Source organism: Pseudomonas sp. B21-031 (genome assembly GCF_024748985.1).
Lineage (GTDB): Bacteria > Pseudomonadota > Gammaproteobacteria > Pseudomonadales > Pseudomonadaceae > Aquipseudomonas > Aquipseudomonas kermanshahensis.
On the sequence record NZ_CP087181.1, the window covers coordinates 3,476,980 to 3,492,141 of the forward strand.

Here is a 15,162-nt window from a genome sequence, read left to right on the forward strand (position 1 = left end):
CTGTTCGATGTCGGCTTTGCCTGTTTGCCTGGCGAACCGCAATGGCCTTTCGAGCGAACCGCTGTGGCAGACCGAACTGGTTGTCGCCCTCCCGCCCCGGCATCCACTGCTGGCCCACAAGCATGTGCCCTTGGCCGAGCTGTCGGCCTGCCCCCTTGTGCTGTTCCATCCCGAACTTCAAAGCGGGCTGCATCAGCAGGTCTCGTCGTTGCTGGCCGGCACTGGATCACCACTAACGGTGGCCGCACAGGCCAGTAGCCAGGAAATGCTGATCTCGCTGGTCGCGGCGGGTTATGCCGTGGGACTTAGCTGCGCGGCGCAGCTGGGTGCTCGTGACACCCAAGGCATCGTGCTGCGTCCACTCGCTGGCGAACCTGTCCGGGTATCGAAGCATCTTCTCTATGCAGCGTACGAACCCGATACACCCCTGGCGCGTTTTATCCATCGAGCGCAGCGGATTGCAGCCACGCCACACTGAATCTTTGCAGTAATCCGAGGGTATAGGTCTGCCGCAGACCGAAGCAGCATCGTGGATGAAACCTCTTGCGACAACTGTTCACGGGATTCAATGGAAGCGTCTTTCTCCACGGATGCTGCCGGTCAGACAATTGGTATCTGGTTCAAACCAATTGCGTCTGAGCGTGGGCCGTTGCCGGAGTAAGCATCGAACATGCCCTTTTTGTCTTGCCGCGTTTTGGGTCTCGGCGCTCGATAGAACCTTCGTCGCTGGATTGCGGCGCACTCATGCCAGAAGACTACGGGACTAGTTGTAGGGGATTTCTGCTTAACGTCTTGTGAGCACGGCGCGGTCATCAATCCGGTGAGGGCGTGTTCCGCATTGTTTGCTGCGCTTGTGCTGCTGCGAGCGCTGAATGCGGGCACATCCTCAATCGACGCCAACGGACGTCCAGGAGTGGTTTTTCCGCGACGATGCGATGAATGTGGTCCAACACGTACATCGCGACGGCAGTATCGACCACTATGCCTACGATGAGCGCAGCAACCTGCTGCAGCACACCCGACCGGACGGCACGTCGATCCACCATGCCTACGATGATCTCGACCAGCGTTTCAAAACACGAGATCCAGAGGGTGGGCTATGGCGCTATGACTACGATCAGCGCGGCAACATCATCGAAGCCATCGACCCGCTGGAGAACAAGACCCAGTACACCTACAACAGCGACAATCTGCCCATCGCCATCATTGATGCCAACGGCGGTGAGAAGAAGCTGGCGTACAACGGCGACGGACAGCTGGCCAGCTACACGGACTGCTCGGGCAAGACCACACAGTGGAAGTACGACACGTTCGGGCAACTGGCCAAGCTCACCAACGCTGCCAGCGAGGTAACCGAATATCACTATGAAGCGGGCCACTTGAGCCGTGTGGTTTATCCCGACAAGACTCAGGACCGTTTCGACCATGACGCCGAAGGCCGACTGCTCAGCTTCACCGACCCGCTGAATCGCCGAACCCGCTGGGACTACAACGAGGCCGGCCTACTCCATCAACGCCACAACGCCAACGACACCACCCTCACCTACCACTGGGACAAGCTCGGCCAACTCGTACGCCTGCGCAACGAGAACAACAGCGAAGCCAGTTTCAAGTACGACCCCGTAGGCCGCCTGATCAAGGAAACCGGCTTCGACAAGCAGGTCACCGACTACCTCTACGACAACAGCAGCGACCTTCCCACCCGCCGCCTCGACGGTGACCGTATCACTCAATTCGAGTACGACCCCATGGGTCGGCTGGTCGAAAGCAACGCGGGCCAACGCGGTGGCAAGGTATGGGAGACCGAAACGTTCGCCTACGACGGCAATGGCAGGTTACTGCTCGCCGAGAACAAGGACTGCAAGCTGCAGTGGTTCTACGATCTTGCGGGCAACAACACCCGCGATCACCAGCACTTCAAGTACATGAGACAGCCGAAGGTTGCTGTGTTCACCCACGAGTACGACGCCCTCAATCTACGGGTTGCCACCACACGGCCTGATGGCCATCGCGTCAGCTGGCTCACCTATGGCAGCGGTCACCTGCTCGGCCTCAAGTTCGATGATCGTGAACTGATCAGCTACCAGCGTGACGACTTGCACCGCGAGATTGGCCGTGAACAAAGCAATGGCCTGATTCAGCGTCAAACCTGGAGCCCGAATGGCCAACTGCTAGAACAGACCCTGGCACACCGTGGTGCCACTAAGCGCATTGCAGCTCGCAACTACCGATACGACGAAAGTGGCCAACTCACCCGCGTCACCGATCTGAATCGGGGTGACACACACTACCGCTACGACCCGGTGGGCCGGCTCCTCGAAGCCACCCACAACTACAACAAGGAAATTTTCGCCTTCGATCCGGCGAGCAACCTACTGGACCCCGAAGCGTCGCCGGGACCGAACCCGCACTCCCCCCGCAAGGTCAACGACAACGTGCTGCGCAGCTACTGTGGCACGCAGTACCGCTATGACGAGCGCGGTAATTTGCTGGAGCGGATCGAAAACGGCAAGAGCGGCCACTTCGTGTGGGACCTCTACAACCGGTTGCGGTGTTATGAAGACGACCGCTTGATTGTCGATTTTGCCTATGACGCATTAGGCCGACGCCTGTACAAACACTCACGCTCCAAGTACCGGGATCGCCCCCAAGCAGGACCAATGTGGAACGAGAATGCTCGGCGACAGCGGGACGAAGAGCTGGGGTGTGGCTTTACGTGGTTCACGTGGGATGGCGATACGCCTGCCACGGAGTGTCGTGATCGAGAGGAAGGGGGTGGGAGTACAACTCACTACGTGTTCGAACTGGGGACGTTTGTACCAGTAGCCCAGGCTGTGACCAACACTGTCTTGGACCTTCTGCCACAGCCCCTTTATGGCGAGTATTACAGCATTGACCGGGACCCGGTCTGGTTGCACGAACCCAAGCCAGAACCGATTGACGTGTTCGCCTGGTACCAGTGCGATCAGCTGGGCACGCCGATGGAGCTCACGGATGTAGATGGGGAAATTGCTTGGAGTGGAACCTTTAAAGTGTGGGGGATGGCAGAGCAAAATTGCAGTGATAAAGCAATGCAGAAAAATATTTGCAACACGTTGCGCTTTCAAGGGCAGTATTCTGACATAGAGACTGGCCTGCACTACAACCGCCATCGTTATTACACCCCACAACTAGGCCGCTTTATCACTAAAGACCCAATCAAGTACGCAGGCGGCTTAAACCTTTATGCTTACGCGCCCAACCCCATTTACTGGTCAGACCCATTTGGCTTAGCAAAAAACAGAGGGCGCATTCAGGCGCAAGGGGCTAAACTAGAAGAGTCGGTTTCTTGGAACCAAGACACACCCGTAACCGGAGCTGATGGTCAAAGAATGTTGAGAGAATTGAAAGGCAAATTAAACAATCGAGATCTAGATATTAGAAGCGGCGCTTTTGAAAAAGCTGAACGCTATATTTACGATGCATGCAAATGTGGCGGAGTCAGCGCGCAAGTAAGCCAGTCGTTCAAGGTAAAAAATACTAAAGGTGAGCGAGTAGATATAGAAATCATCACTGGCAGCGCCTTTGAGGAGTAAATGCAAATGTATGACGACTTCCTTTCAAACATCGAGACTTACACTAAACTTGAGGAGCTTTTCAAAAGCGCATTTGCCGCTCACACAAAAACAACAAGCAGCACATCGCACTACATAACTCCTTTTTATAATACAACCTTTAAAAATGGCCAACCCTTTAGAAATGCAAACCCCATCTTCTCGGCATTAAACTTAAAATCCAAAAAACTGATTCGGATAATAATCGAAGAAAATGAGCATGATATATCAGTTGTTGAAAAAAAAACAGACCACGGAACAGAAACCATTATTTTCGGAGGAACAACAAACCTAAGTGAAATTTTAATCAAGATGCAAGAGTGGATTACACTGTCTGAACAACAATCAAAAACAGCGCACTCCGACCACCCTCCACCCAGCTAAAAACATTTACTCAAGATCAGCCCTATCAAAGCCAGTAAGTACCAACGTATGCTCTTTAAAAACAGATCGAAATTTCTACCTAGCCGGGAAACGAGCGCAAGATCAGCCATACCTATTTCACAGTCAAGTCCACGCAATGGAAATACAACGACTTTTGGCAATTGGCCAGGCTGACCAACGCTATCGGCGATGTGACTAAATAGCAGTACGGGCCGGGCTAGCTCGTACCGCTCGCCCACCCGGACAAGACCAAGGAACGCTTCAAGCGCGATGCCGAAGGCCGACTGCTCAGCTTCACCGACCCGCTGAATCGGCGTACCCGCTGGGACTACAACGAGGCCGGCCTACTCCATCAACGCCACAACGCCAACGACACCACCCTCACCTACCACTGGGACAAGCTCGGCCAACTCGTACGCCTGCGCAACGAGAACAACAGCGAGGCCAGTTTCAAGTACGACCCCGTAGGCCGCCTGATCAAGGAGACCGGCTTCGACAAGCAGGTCACCGACTACCTCTACGACAACAGCAGCGACCTTCCCACCCGCCGCCTCGACGGTGACCGCATCACTCAATTCGAATACGACCCCATGGGTCGGCTGGTCGAGAGCAACGCAGGCCAGCGCGGTGGCAAAGAATGGGAGACAGAAACCTTCGCTTACGACAGCAACGGCAGGCTGCTGCTCGCCGAGAACAAGGACTGCAAGCTACAGTGGTTCTACGATCTTGCGGGCAACAACACCCGCGATCACCAGCACTTCAAGTACATGAGACAGCCGAAGGTTGCTGTGTTCACCCACGAGTACGACGCCCTCAATCTACGGGTTGCCACCACACGGCCTGATGGCCATCGCGTCAGCTGGCTCACCTATGGCAGCGGTCACCTGCTCGGCCTCAAGTTCGATGATCGTGAACTGATCAGCTACCAGCGTGACGACTTGCACCGCGAGATTGGCCGTGAACAAAGCAATGGCCTGATTCAGCGTCAAACCTGGAGCCCGAATGGCCAACTGCTAGAACAGACCCTGGCACACCGTGGTGCCACTAAGCGCATTGCAGCTCGCAACTACCGATACGACGAAAGTGGCCAACTCACCCGCGTCACCGATCTGAATCGGGGTGACACACACTACCGCTACGACCCGGTGGGCCGGCTCCTCGAAGCCACCCACAACTACAACAAGGAAATTTTCGCCTTCGATCCGGCGAGCAACCTACTGGACCCCGAAGCGTCGCCGGGACCGAACCCGCACTCCCCCCGCAAGGTCAACGACAACGTGCTGCGCAGCTACTGTGGCACGCAGTACCGCTATGACGAGCGCGGTAATCTGCTGGAGCGGATCGAAAACGGCAAGAGCGGCCACTTCGTGTGGGACCTCTACAACCGGTTGCGGTGTTATGAAGACGACCGCTTGATCGTCGACTTTGCCTATGACGCATTGGGCCGACGCCTGTACAAACACTCACGCTCCAAGTACCGGGATCGCCCACAGGCAGGGCCTGTGTGGAACGACAATGCGCGTCGGCAGCGGGACGAAGAGCTGGGGTGTGGCTTTACGTGGTTCACGTGGGATGGCGATACGCCTGCCACGGAGTGCCGTGATCGAGAGGAACGGGGTGGGAGTACCACTCACTACGTGTTCGAGCCGGGGACGTTCATTCCAGTGGCGCAGGCAGTGATCAACACCAGCTTGGATCTGCTGCCGCAACCGACGTATGGCGACCACTACGATATTGATCGGGATCCGGTATGGCTACATAAGCCGACACGCAGACCTATTGATGCCTTCTCTTGGTATCAATGTGACCAGCTAGGCACCCCTATGGAGCTAACTGATGGAGGTGGGGAAATTGCCTGGAGCGGAACGTATAAGACTTGGGGCTTAGCTAAAGAGACACAGAGCGATAAGGCTAAGTGGGCAAATATCGGTAATCCACTGCGTTTTCAGGGGCAATATTTCGATGTTGAAACCAAGCTACACTACAATCGACATAGGTATTACGATCCTATAACAGGACGTTATGGCACGAAAGATCCAATTGGCTTCGATGGCGGTCACAATTTTTATCTTTACGCAAGCAATCCTGTTCAATGGACAGACCCCATAGGGCTGGCTGGAAGGAAGCAACCTAAACCGTGGATACCCGCCGGCAACTCAAAAGAAGGATGGCAACATATTGATGAAAGGCACATCAGCGGGACCAACGCTCTTAATGGAGCGGGCGATTTGTTCCCTTCTGGAACAACGCAAGACCAAATCCAAACTGCTTGTGAATGCCTAGTTAAACAAGGCACTAAAATTAGCGCCCCCGAACGAAGAATACAAACCTATGAGAAAAGAATGAAAGTCAACGGAAAAAGAGACAGAGTACGCGGCGTATTCGACTCTAGCGATAATAATCGCACTATAACTGTCTTTCCCGTTAGGAGCGAGTAGTCATGATGGTTTTCACTTTAAGTCGTATCAACAACAATTGTCTTGCGGACGAATTAGATCAAGGAATAATATCCCTCACCCTAGACAACAAGAGCATAGCGTCAGGAAAATGTATGCTTTACATCTCCATAACCTCCTTGATAGACGGGGTAATTGAGTTATCTAAAAATAATAAAAAATTTGAATTCATACCTACTGAAGCCTCCCCCTTCATAACCTTACGGAAAGACCAAAAAAATATAAGCATAATTCACAAAAACAAGATCATCCACCAGACAAAAATATCGACAATCGCTTTAGCCATAAAAAACAGTCTTGATATTTTATTTTCTAACCCTAATAACTTGCCAAAAAAAACTGGTGCAATAATGCTTGACCTGAATGACGCACAACTGTCATTAGAAAATTTAATAACCCCTACCCCAACAACCATTTCAAAAGAACAAATATAAAATCTTTAAAAACAAAATAGCGGCTAGGACAGGTTTCTGAAGTAACTGTTGAGATAAACACGAAAACACACCACCGTATCCATGGTTATCGCATCACAGCCTTCGAATACGACGAAATTGGCCGTCTAATCAGAAGTGATGCTGGCGGCCATGATTTCGGAAAAACAATCCTCAAAACCGTGGCGCTCACTTCAACGACCAGGATAATGGCCACTATAACTATTAAAAAAACAACAGAAATCACCCCAATGTATACGACAAAAAATAACATTTTAAATATCACCTCCATTTCATCCGATTACAATCAAGACGGATCCATTCACGACAAAGGCAAAGGGGACGTCACATTTTCAAGAAAGGCGATAGAATGGCTAAACGATCATGGGTGGAGAATTGAAAAGCGATGAACTTACAAGACACATTCAACGAAATAGTCAAAAATGAACCTTGGAACGAAGTAAGTGTATTTTTTGACGATTACGAGTTATTTGAAGAGATCCCTCTTGTATCTCGATACAAAAAAACATCAATACTAATCCGAAAATTACAGATCACAGACATTATAGACATATTAATAAATGCTGCCTTCTTCACTTTAAATTCGGCAATGCTATACGCTCTAAAAAACAATATTTGCACCGAAAGTCGATTTCTCGCATTAAGCTTTACTGACTTCAACCTGTCGAACCCTGAAGAGCCCCCAATACCACATTTTTTCATACATGCAAGAGAGTCAAGAGCAAGCTTCTTGAAACGACTGCACTCACATAACGTACAAAAAAACTCGCCAGAGATGAATACAATCAAAGAAGCATTTAAGAAATGCCATTTAGACTCTATATTCTCATTCTACGAAAGTCGCTTTTTTGATGAGGCGTGCAATGAAGACCTAGTTAGAGTTTTTGCGGTTCTTAAATAGCCACATCTGCTTTGAACGGAGCATCAAGATGATGCTCCACCATTGAAGGCACTGAACCTACACTCGCTCATACCCTACGATCCATATCAATATGAAACGACAGCAAGCGAAATACATTACTAGCAAAGCCTGAAGAGAACCGTAGTGAGCTGCATACGAAGAATATCGTTAGTACTGGCACCGGACAGAACTAGGGTTAAAAAACAGCGGAGAGCACAAACGAGGTAACGGTGTTTTCAACACCCGGCATGCCGGCGATTTCTTTCCAGACGGCGTGGACCCGTTCCGGGGTCGCCGCAGCAACCCTCAGCATCAGGTCGAACTCGCCGCTAAGCACTTCGCACTGGATCACTTCAGGTAAGGTGCGCAATTTGGCCAGCACGTCGTCCCCGCGCATGCGGTCGTAGCGATAGACGAAAATCGCCGCGCTGATCAACGATGAAGGGCGGCGGGAATCACCCAGCCGAACGGTGTAGCCCTGTATCGCGCCATCGCGCTCAAGCCGTTCGATACGCTGGCGCACCGCATTGCGCGAGAGGTTCACCTTGGCCCCGAGTTCGGCATGGGCGATCCGCGCATTGGCAGTCAATTCGGCAAGAATGCGCTCGTCCAGCGGGTCGAGGATGCGTTTCATGCCGGCCTCGACTGCGCTGCCAGCAGGGCCTGGCACAAGCCATCCAGGTCCCCTCTACACAAGGCTGGCGGCCCGTCTTGCACCACGGGCTGCGGTGCAAGCTCACCCTCCCACACGCCCAACTGCGCCAACAGCGCAGCCGACTTGGCCGGCGCAATCTGGCCCAGGGTCACCATCGGTGCGCCCAGGCTGCGTCGATGCATGCGGCCGGCCAGCGCGCCGACAGCCGTGTGCGGGTCGACCAGCGCTGCGGCTTGCGTGCGCAGTTTGATGACTTCGCGGCGCACCTGGGCTTCATCCACCGCATAAGAGTCGAACAACACCCGTGCCTGAAGCCATTGCGCATTGCCGATGCTTAATTCACCGCAAGCCTCGAACTGCGCCATCAGTGCCGCGACACTGCTGCCACTGCGCTCGTACAGCTCCCAAATGAAGCGCTCCAGGTTCGAATAGAGCGAGAAGTCCATGGCCGGCGACAATGTGCGCTGGCTGGCATGCGGCGCGTAGCGATTGCGGTGCAGAAACCGGTGAAGGGCATCGTTGCTGTTGGTCGACACGATCACCTGGTTGATCGGCAGGCCCATTTTCTGTGCAATGAAGCCGGCGTAGATCTCCGCGAAACTCGCTGCGGGCACACTGAACCCGACCGGGCGGGTGCCGCCCCCCAGTTGCAGCGCCGCATGGAAGTAGAACACGATCTGGGCAAGTACCCCGACCCAGTTGGTGGAGTTGAAACACACCGGTATCAACCCTTCCAGCGGCCAAGCACGGAACAGCCGCGCCACCAGGGTCTGGCAGTCATCGAAACTGCCATCGACGGGTATCAGTTGAACACTGGCGGGGTCACCCGCCTGCAAGGCGGCCAGGCGGTCTGCCGGGATCTCGTTGCGGGGGTAAAGAATCGCCAGGCGCACCTTCGGCCTGGAGGCGAAGGCTTCGATGGCGGCAATGCCGGTATCGCCATTGGTGGCCCCGACCACCAGCGCCGCTTCGCCCGATTGCTCGAGAAAGTGGCTGACCAGCCGCGCCTGAAGCTGTGCGGCAAAGTCCTTCGAGGTGTGGGTCGGGCCATGAAACAGCTGCAGGATCCATTCGTTATGGCCAATCTGCTGCAGCGGCGTGATGGCACGATGGCTGAAGGCCTTGTAGCTGTCGCTGAGCAGCGCACGCAAGGCTTGATCATCGATGGCATCGCCGACGAAGGGCGCGATCACCCGCCAGACCAGCTCATCGAACGGCAGCCATGACCAACTGGCAATCTCCTCCGGGCTGATCACCGGCAAGTGTGCTGGCACATACAGCCCGCCATCAGCGGCAGGCCCCGACAGCACCACCTCACGGAAGTCCGCCCGTACATCACCGTTGCGGGTACTTACGTAGTGCATGAAAACTCCACAGGGTTACGAAGGCCGGTGCGCGTGTGCCACCAGCCAGGAAGAAAACAGCGCGGCATCGGGCGGCAATGGGCGGCCCTGCTCGCGTACCAGGTAAAACGACTCGCTCGCTTCGATGCGCTGGCTGAACGGCGCGACCAGTTGGCCGTCCCTGAGCAGGTCCTCGACCACCGAGGACCGCGCCAGCGCCACCCCCTGCCCCAGCTCGGCCATGCGGATAGTCGACACCAGGGTGTCGAACTGCAGCCCGCGCGAATAATCGACATCGTCCGCGCCCACCCGCTTGAGCCAATACCCCCAGCCCTCCTCATAGCCCAGCACATGCAGCAGCGGGTGGTGCCTGAGGTCGCGTGGTTCGCGAATGGCCGAGCGCGCCATCAGTGCCGGCGAACACACCGGCACCAACACGTCCCAGGTCAAGCGTTGGGCATGCAGGCCAGGCCATTCGCCATTGCCCCAGCGCACTTCCAGGTCGTCCTCGCCATCGGGCGCCTTGACCCAGAGGTTGCTGATGTAGCGGATATCGATCTGCGGGTGCTGGCGGCTGAAGTCCGGCAGCCGCGGGGCAAGCCAGTACTGCAGAAACGACAGGCTGCCACGCACCTTCACGGGGCCGCGCTTGTGCTGGCCGAAAATCTCGTTGGTGCCCACCGCCAGGCGGCTGATTGCATCCTGCACCACCGGCAGGTACGACTGCCCTTCTTCGGTCAGGCCCAAGCCCCTGGGCAAGCGCTTGAACAAGGCCACGCCCAGGTGGCTTTCGAGTTGCCGAATCTGCTGGCTTACCGCGCCTTGGGTAAGGTGCAGTTCCTCCGCCGCGTGGGTAAAGTTCAAGGCGCGTGCCGACACTTCGAACGACCGCAGCCAGTTGAGCGGCGGCAGGGATTTTTGCTTCATCGACACGACCTCGTTCACAGTTGAATCCGTGCATCATGAACCGGTTTGTTCAGGTCGCGCCAACACCCGCGCCTGCCGATGCCGCAGCCGCCAGGCGCTGTGCACGTTTGTTGCGGGTTACCCAGTAGACGAAGTAGCACCAGGCAATGAACGGGATACCGAAATACAGGGCAACACGCTGCTCCGGGTCGAAGGCAATGCCGACACACGCCAGCACGCAACAGGCAATCGCGCCCAGCGGCACCCACGGGTAGCCACGCACCCTGAAGTGCAGGTCTTCGACCCGGCCGCCATTGGCCACATAGTGCCGGCGGAAGGCCATCTGGCTGGCGGCGATGCTCATCCACACCACCACCACCGCCAGGCCGGAAATCGACACCAGCGCCAAGTACACCGTGTCTGGCGCCAGCACGCTGCTGAGCAACGACGCCGCGGCGCCGGCCATGCTCAGCATGATGGCGTTGACCGGCGTGCCGCGTGGCGACAGGCGGGCGAAGCACTTGGGCATATGGCCCTGGTCACTGAGCGTCCACAGCATCCGCGAGGCCGCGTACAACCCGGAGTTGGCGGCCGACAGCAGCGCGGTGAGGATCACGAAGTTCATGATGTCTGCCGAGTACGGAATGCCGATCAGGTCGAAGACCATGACGAATGGGCTTTCGACCAAGCCTGCCTGTTCACGTGGCAGCAAGGTGGCCAGGACGATGATGGTGCCGACGAAGAACAGCGCCAATCGTACTACCGTAGTACGTATCGCCTTGGGCACGCTGTCCTGTGGGTCTTTTGCCTCACCGGCGGCAATGCCGATGAGTTCGGTGCCGGAGAAGGCGAACGACACCGCCAGCAACGTCATCGCGATCGGCAGCAAGCCAGTCGGGAACAAGCCTTCGCGGGTGAAGTTGGACAGCCCGATGCCCTGCACGTGCTGCACATCGAGCAGGCCAAAAATCGCCGCGCCGCCGATGGCGATGAAGGCGATCACCGTCAGCACCTTGACCAGCGACAGCCAGAATTCGGTCTCGGCAAACAGGCGTACCGACACCACGTTGCTGACCAGTACCGTGATCGCGAACAACGCGCTCCAGATCCACACCGGCGTGTCGGGGAACCAGCGCACCATCAGGATACCCGCCGCGGTGAACTCCGAGCCGATCGCCACCGTCCAGGTCAACCAGTACAGCCAGGCCACCGTGTACCCGGTGCCAGGCCCCAGATAGCGGGTTGCATAACTGCTGAACGAGCCAGTTTCGGGCATCTGCACCGCCAGTTCACCCAGGCAGACCATTACCAGGTAGACCATGACCGCGCCGACGATATAGGCGATGACCGCGCCCAAGGGCCCGGCCTGGTTGACCGTGTAGCCTGAGGTCAGAAACAGGCCAGTGCCGATCACGCCGCCCAGCGCCAGCATGACGATGTGGCGCGTGTGCATCTCTTTCTTGTACCCGGCCGGGTGGCCCGACGCCGCGTTTGAGTGTTCGGTGGACATAGTTGAGTTCTCATGAAGTGGCTGGCACAGCAGCCGGCAGTCGACCCTGAGGCCGCCACCGTCGCTGTGTCAGCGGCTGTTATTGTTATGGCTTTCATGAATCATGAAGGGCGTGACCGACGCCTCAGGTGGACACTTCGACGTGCCGGCCACAGGTGTCGCTGCCCTGCCCCTGCGCGCGTTCGACCTGCACAGCGGCGAACGCCTGGCGCAGGTCTTCCAGCAGGTCGGCGGTATCCTCGATGCCGACCGACACCCGCACCAGGCCTTCTGAGATGCCCAGTGCCTGGCGCTCTTCCAGGGTGTTTTCCACGTGGCTGGTTGTCCGTGCCGGCCCGTAGATGGTTTCCACCGCACCCAGGTTGCCGGCGCGGTGGGCGTAGCGCAGCTTGGGCAGCAACTTGACGACGGTGTCCATCCCGCCTACCAGCACGAAACTGACGATGGCGCCAAAGCCGCGCATCTGCGCACTGGCAATCGCGTGGCCTGGGTGCCCAGGCAACCCAGGGTAGTTGACCGACTCGACCAACGGCTCATTGCACAGGTACTCAGCCAGGGCCTGGGCGCTCGCCTGCTGCTGACGCAGGCGCAGCGCCAGGGTCTTGATGCCGCGAATGATCAGGTACGCGGAAAACGGGTCAAGTGAAGCGCCGTTGATTTCACGGTAATGACGCACCTGCGCCATCAAGGCTTCGCTGCCGCAGACCACCCCGCCCAACACATCGCCATGGCCGGAAAGGAACTTGGTCGCACTGTGCACCACCACATCCACGCCCAGCAGCAGCGGGTTCTGGTTCAGCGGCGTGGCGAAGGTGTTGTCGGCAACGACCAAGGCGCCCACACGCTTTGCTGCGGCCACCAAGCGGCGGATGTCGAGGATTTTCAGCGTCGGGTTGCTCGGGGTCTCCAGGTAGACCACATCGCAACCCCGGGCGATTTGACGCTCCATGGCGTCGGTGTCGAGGGTGTCGCACAGCGTCACTTCGACGCCCTGACGGGGCAGGAATTCTTCGAAAATCTTGTTGGTGCCGCCGTAGCTGTCGCGGGTCGAGACCACGCGTTTGCCATTGCACAGGAAGGTATGCAGCACACCGCTGATGGCCGCCATACCGGTGCTGAAGGCCACGGCCGACTCGGCGTGTTCTAGTGCGCAGAGCTTGTCCTCGAGGACCGCAACCGTCGGGTTGCTCATGCGGCTGTAGATGAAGCCCGGCTGCTTGCCCAGCGCGATGTCGTACCAGGCGTCGATATCCTGGTAGCCGTAGGCGGCACTGGCGATGATCGGGGTTTGGGTGGCATTGAAGGGGTGCTCGACTTGTTCCCCCTCCCACACCACCCGCGTCCCGATACCCGGCTGCACGCCGTTAGCGACCTTTGCTTGGTTATTCATGTCATTGTCTCGCATCGATGAAACACGGCGGTGTTTCGACTGGTCTGCGAGGACTATAGAGCGCACCTGCACCCATGAAAAACGATGCAATTGGGCCCTAAGGGGCGCTTATTTTAATGGCTTACCAGACCGCCTGCGCCGGGCAAGCCATTCGGTGTTTACGCATGACCCGGTAGGAGCAGCCTTGTGCTGCGAAGAGGCCGGTGATAGCAACGAAGATTGACTGTGCCTGCACCGGCCTCTTCGCAGCGCAAGGCTGCTCCTACACAGATTTGGGGCGCAGCGCCACTGCACGGGACCTGCTGTTTGCGACAAGCTTTAATGGCTTGGAAAGCCGCCTGCGCCGGGCAAGCCATCCGGGGTTTACGCATGACCCGGTAGGAGCAGCCTTGTGCTGCGAAGAGGCCGGTGATAGCAACGAAGATTGACTGTGCCTGCACCGGCCTCTTCGCAGCGCAAGGCTGCGCCTACACAGATTTGGGGCGCAGCGCCACTGCACGTGACCTGCTGTTTGCGACAAGCTTTAATGGCTTGGAAAGCCGCCTGCGCCGGGCAAGCCATCCGGGTTTACGCATGACCCGGTAGGAGCAGCCTTGTGCTGCGAAGAGGCCGGTGATAGCAACGAAGATTGACTGTGCCTGCACCGGCCTCTTCGCAGCGCAAGGCTGCTCCTACACAGATTTGGGGCGCAGCGCCACTGCACGGGACCTGCTGTTTGCGACAAGCTTTAATGGCTTGGAAAGCCGCCTGCGCCGGGCAAGCCATTCGGTGTTTACGCATGACCCGGTAGGAGCAGCCTTGTGCTGCGAAGAGGCCAGTGATAGCAACGAAGATTGACTGTGCCTGCACCGGCCTCTTCGCAGCGCAAGGCTGCTCCTACACAGATTTGGGGCGCAGCGCCACTGCACGGGACCTGCTGTTTGCGACAAGCTTTAATGGCTTGGAAAGCCGCCTGCGCCGGGCAAGCCATCCGGGGTTTACGCATGACCCGGTAGGAGCAGCCTTGTGCTGCGAAGAGGCCGGTGATAGCAACGAAGATTGACTGTGCCTGCACCGGCCTCTTCGCAGCGCAAGGCTGCGCCTACACAGATTTGGGGCGCAGCGCCACTGCACCTGACCTGCTGTTTGCGACAAGCTTTAATGGCTTGGAAAGCCGCCTGCGCCGGGCAAGCCATTCGGTGTTTACGCATGACCCGGTAGGAGCAGCCTTGTGCTGCGAAGAGGCCGGTGATAGCAACGAAGATTGACTGTGCCTGCACCGGCCTCTTCGCAGCGCAAGGCTGCTCCTACACAGATTTGGGGCGCAGCGCCACTGCACCTGACCTGCTGTTTGCGACAAGCTTTAATGGCTTGGAAAGCCGCCTGCGCCGGGCAAGCCATCCGGGGTTTACGCATGACCCGGTAGGAGCAGCCTTGTGCTGCGAAGAGGCCGGTGATAGCAACGAAGATTGACTGTGCCTGCACCGGCCTCTTCGCAGCGCAAGGCTGCTCCTACACAGATTTGGGGCGCAGCGCCACTGCACCTGACCTGCTGTTTGCGACAAGCTTTAATGGCTTGGAAAGCCGCCTGCG

At 56.9% G+C, this 15,162-nt stretch carries 12 protein-coding genes; 6 read left to right on the forward strand and 6 right to left on the reverse strand.

The window, feature by feature from the left end:
* Positions 1-7 precede the first annotated feature (7 nt).
* The 3 genes from LOY53_RS15270 (at position 8) to LOY53_RS15280 (ending at position 3,977) form a co-directional block, all read left to right on the forward strand.
* The gene (locus LOY53_RS15270) at positions 8-478 is read left to right on the forward strand and encodes a LysR family substrate-binding domain-containing protein (RefSeq protein ID WP_258702893.1); all 471 of its coding nucleotides are present in this window, start codon (positions 8-10) and stop codon (positions 476-478) included.
* A 394-nt stretch (positions 479-872) separates the two neighbouring features.
* The gene (locus tag LOY53_RS15275; RefSeq protein ID WP_258702894.1) at positions 873-3,575 is read left to right on the forward strand and encodes an RHS repeat-associated core domain-containing protein; all 2,703 of its coding nucleotides are present in this window, start codon (positions 873-875) and stop codon (positions 3,573-3,575) included.
* 6 nt (positions 3,576-3,581) lie between these two features.
* Positions 3,582-3,977, forward strand: a complete 396-nt coding sequence (locus LOY53_RS15280; RefSeq protein WP_157765560.1) for a hypothetical protein — start codon at positions 3,582-3,584, stop codon at positions 3,975-3,977.
* Positions 3,978-4,321: 344 nt separating this feature from the next.
* Here the strand turns inward: LOY53_RS15280 and LOY53_RS15285 are convergent, their stop codons facing one another.
* A complete protein-coding gene (locus tag LOY53_RS15285) occupies positions 4,322-4,552 on the reverse strand; it encodes a hypothetical protein (protein ID WP_172960366.1) in 231 nt (76 codons plus the stop codon).
* Between the two features lie 15 nt (positions 4,553-4,567).
* On the opposite strand from LOY53_RS15285, the gene LOY53_RS15290 reads away from it, so the two are divergent.
* The 3 genes from LOY53_RS15290 (at position 4,568) to LOY53_RS26915 (ending at position 7,786) form a co-directional block, all read left to right on the forward strand.
* A complete protein-coding gene (locus tag LOY53_RS15290; RefSeq protein ID WP_258702895.1) occupies positions 4,568-6,415 on the forward strand; it encodes an RHS repeat-associated core domain-containing protein in 1,848 nt (615 codons plus the stop codon).
* A gap of 2 nt (positions 6,416-6,417) precedes the next feature.
* Positions 6,418-6,867, forward strand: a complete 450-nt coding sequence (locus tag LOY53_RS15295; RefSeq protein WP_258702896.1) for a hypothetical protein — start codon at positions 6,418-6,420, stop codon at positions 6,865-6,867.
* Positions 6,868-7,270: 403 nt separating this feature from the next.
* Positions 7,271-7,786 carry an Imm15 family immunity protein gene (locus LOY53_RS26915; protein WP_408981304.1) on the forward strand — a complete coding sequence of 172 codons (516 nt, stop codon included), beginning with the start codon at positions 7,271-7,273 and terminating at the stop codon, positions 7,784-7,786.
* Between the two features lie 196 nt (positions 7,787-7,982).
* On the opposite strand, the gene LOY53_RS15300 is transcribed toward LOY53_RS26915, so the two are convergent.
* The 5 genes from LOY53_RS15300 to LOY53_RS15320 all read right to left on the reverse strand — a co-directional run bounded on the left by LOY53_RS15300 (position 7,983) and on the right by LOY53_RS15320 (position 13,590).
* Positions 7,983-8,420: an Lrp/AsnC family transcriptional regulator gene (locus tag LOY53_RS15300; RefSeq protein WP_027596349.1), complete on the reverse strand. Its 438-nt coding sequence runs from the start codon at positions 8,418-8,420 to the stop codon at positions 7,983-7,985.
* Entirely contained in the window at positions 8,417-9,805 is a 1,389-nt protein-coding gene (thrC, locus tag LOY53_RS15305; RefSeq protein ID WP_258702897.1) for a threonine synthase, read from the reverse strand. The genes LOY53_RS15300 and thrC overlap by 4 nt, the downstream gene beginning before the upstream one ends.
* A 15-nt stretch (positions 9,806-9,820) precedes the next feature.
* Positions 9,821-10,711 carry a LysR substrate-binding domain-containing protein gene (locus LOY53_RS15310; protein ID WP_252824665.1) on the reverse strand — a complete coding sequence of 297 codons (891 nt, stop codon included), beginning with the start codon at positions 10,709-10,711 and terminating at the stop codon, positions 9,821-9,823.
* Positions 10,712-10,760: 49 nt separating this feature from the next.
* Positions 10,761-12,200, reverse strand: a complete 1,440-nt coding sequence (locus LOY53_RS15315; RefSeq protein ID WP_027596346.1) for an amino acid permease — start codon at positions 12,198-12,200, stop codon at positions 10,761-10,763.
* A gap of 124 nt (positions 12,201-12,324) precedes the next feature.
* Positions 12,325-13,590, reverse strand: coding sequence for a cystathionine gamma-synthase family protein (locus LOY53_RS15320; RefSeq protein WP_252824666.1), 1,266 nt, complete (start codon positions 13,588-13,590; stop codon positions 12,325-12,327).
* Positions 13,591-15,162: the final 1,572 nt, after the last annotated feature.

Coding starts and splice junctions, on each gene's coding strand:
- thrC (WP_258702897.1), bottom strand. CDS start 9,805: ATGCACTACGTAAGTACCCGCAACGGTGATGTACGGGCGGACTTCCGT.
- LOY53_RS15295 (WP_258702896.1), top strand. CDS start 6,418: ATGATGGTTTTCACTTTAAGTCGTATCAACAACAATTGTCTTGCGGAC.
- LOY53_RS15290 (WP_258702895.1), top strand. CDS start 4,568: ATGGGTCGGCTGGTCGAGAGCAACGCAGGCCAGCGCGGTGGCAAAGAA.
- LOY53_RS15320 (WP_252824666.1), bottom strand. CDS start 13,590: ATGAATAACCAAGCAAAGGTCGCTAACGGCGTGCAGCCGGGTATCGGG.
- LOY53_RS15300 (WP_027596349.1), bottom strand. CDS start 8,420: ATGAAACGCATCCTCGACCCGCTGGACGAGCGCATTCTTGCCGAATTG.
- LOY53_RS15310 (WP_252824665.1), bottom strand. CDS start 10,711: ATGAAGCAAAAATCCCTGCCGCCGCTCAACTGGCTGCGGTCGTTCGAA.
- LOY53_RS15280 (WP_157765560.1), top strand. CDS start 3,582: ATGTATGACGACTTCCTTTCAAACATCGAGACTTACACTAAACTTGAG.
- LOY53_RS15315 (WP_027596346.1), bottom strand. CDS start 12,200: ATGTCCACCGAACACTCAAACGCGGCGTCGGGCCACCCGGCCGGGTAC.
- LOY53_RS15275 (WP_258702894.1), top strand. CDS start 873: ATGCGGGCACATCCTCAATCGACGCCAACGGACGTCCAGGAGTGGTTT.
- LOY53_RS15270 (WP_258702893.1), top strand. CDS start 8: ATGTCGGCTTTGCCTGTTTGCCTGGCGAACCGCAATGGCCTTTCGAGC.
- LOY53_RS26915 (WP_408981304.1), top strand. CDS start 7,271: ATGAACTTACAAGACACATTCAACGAAATAGTCAAAAATGAACCTTGG.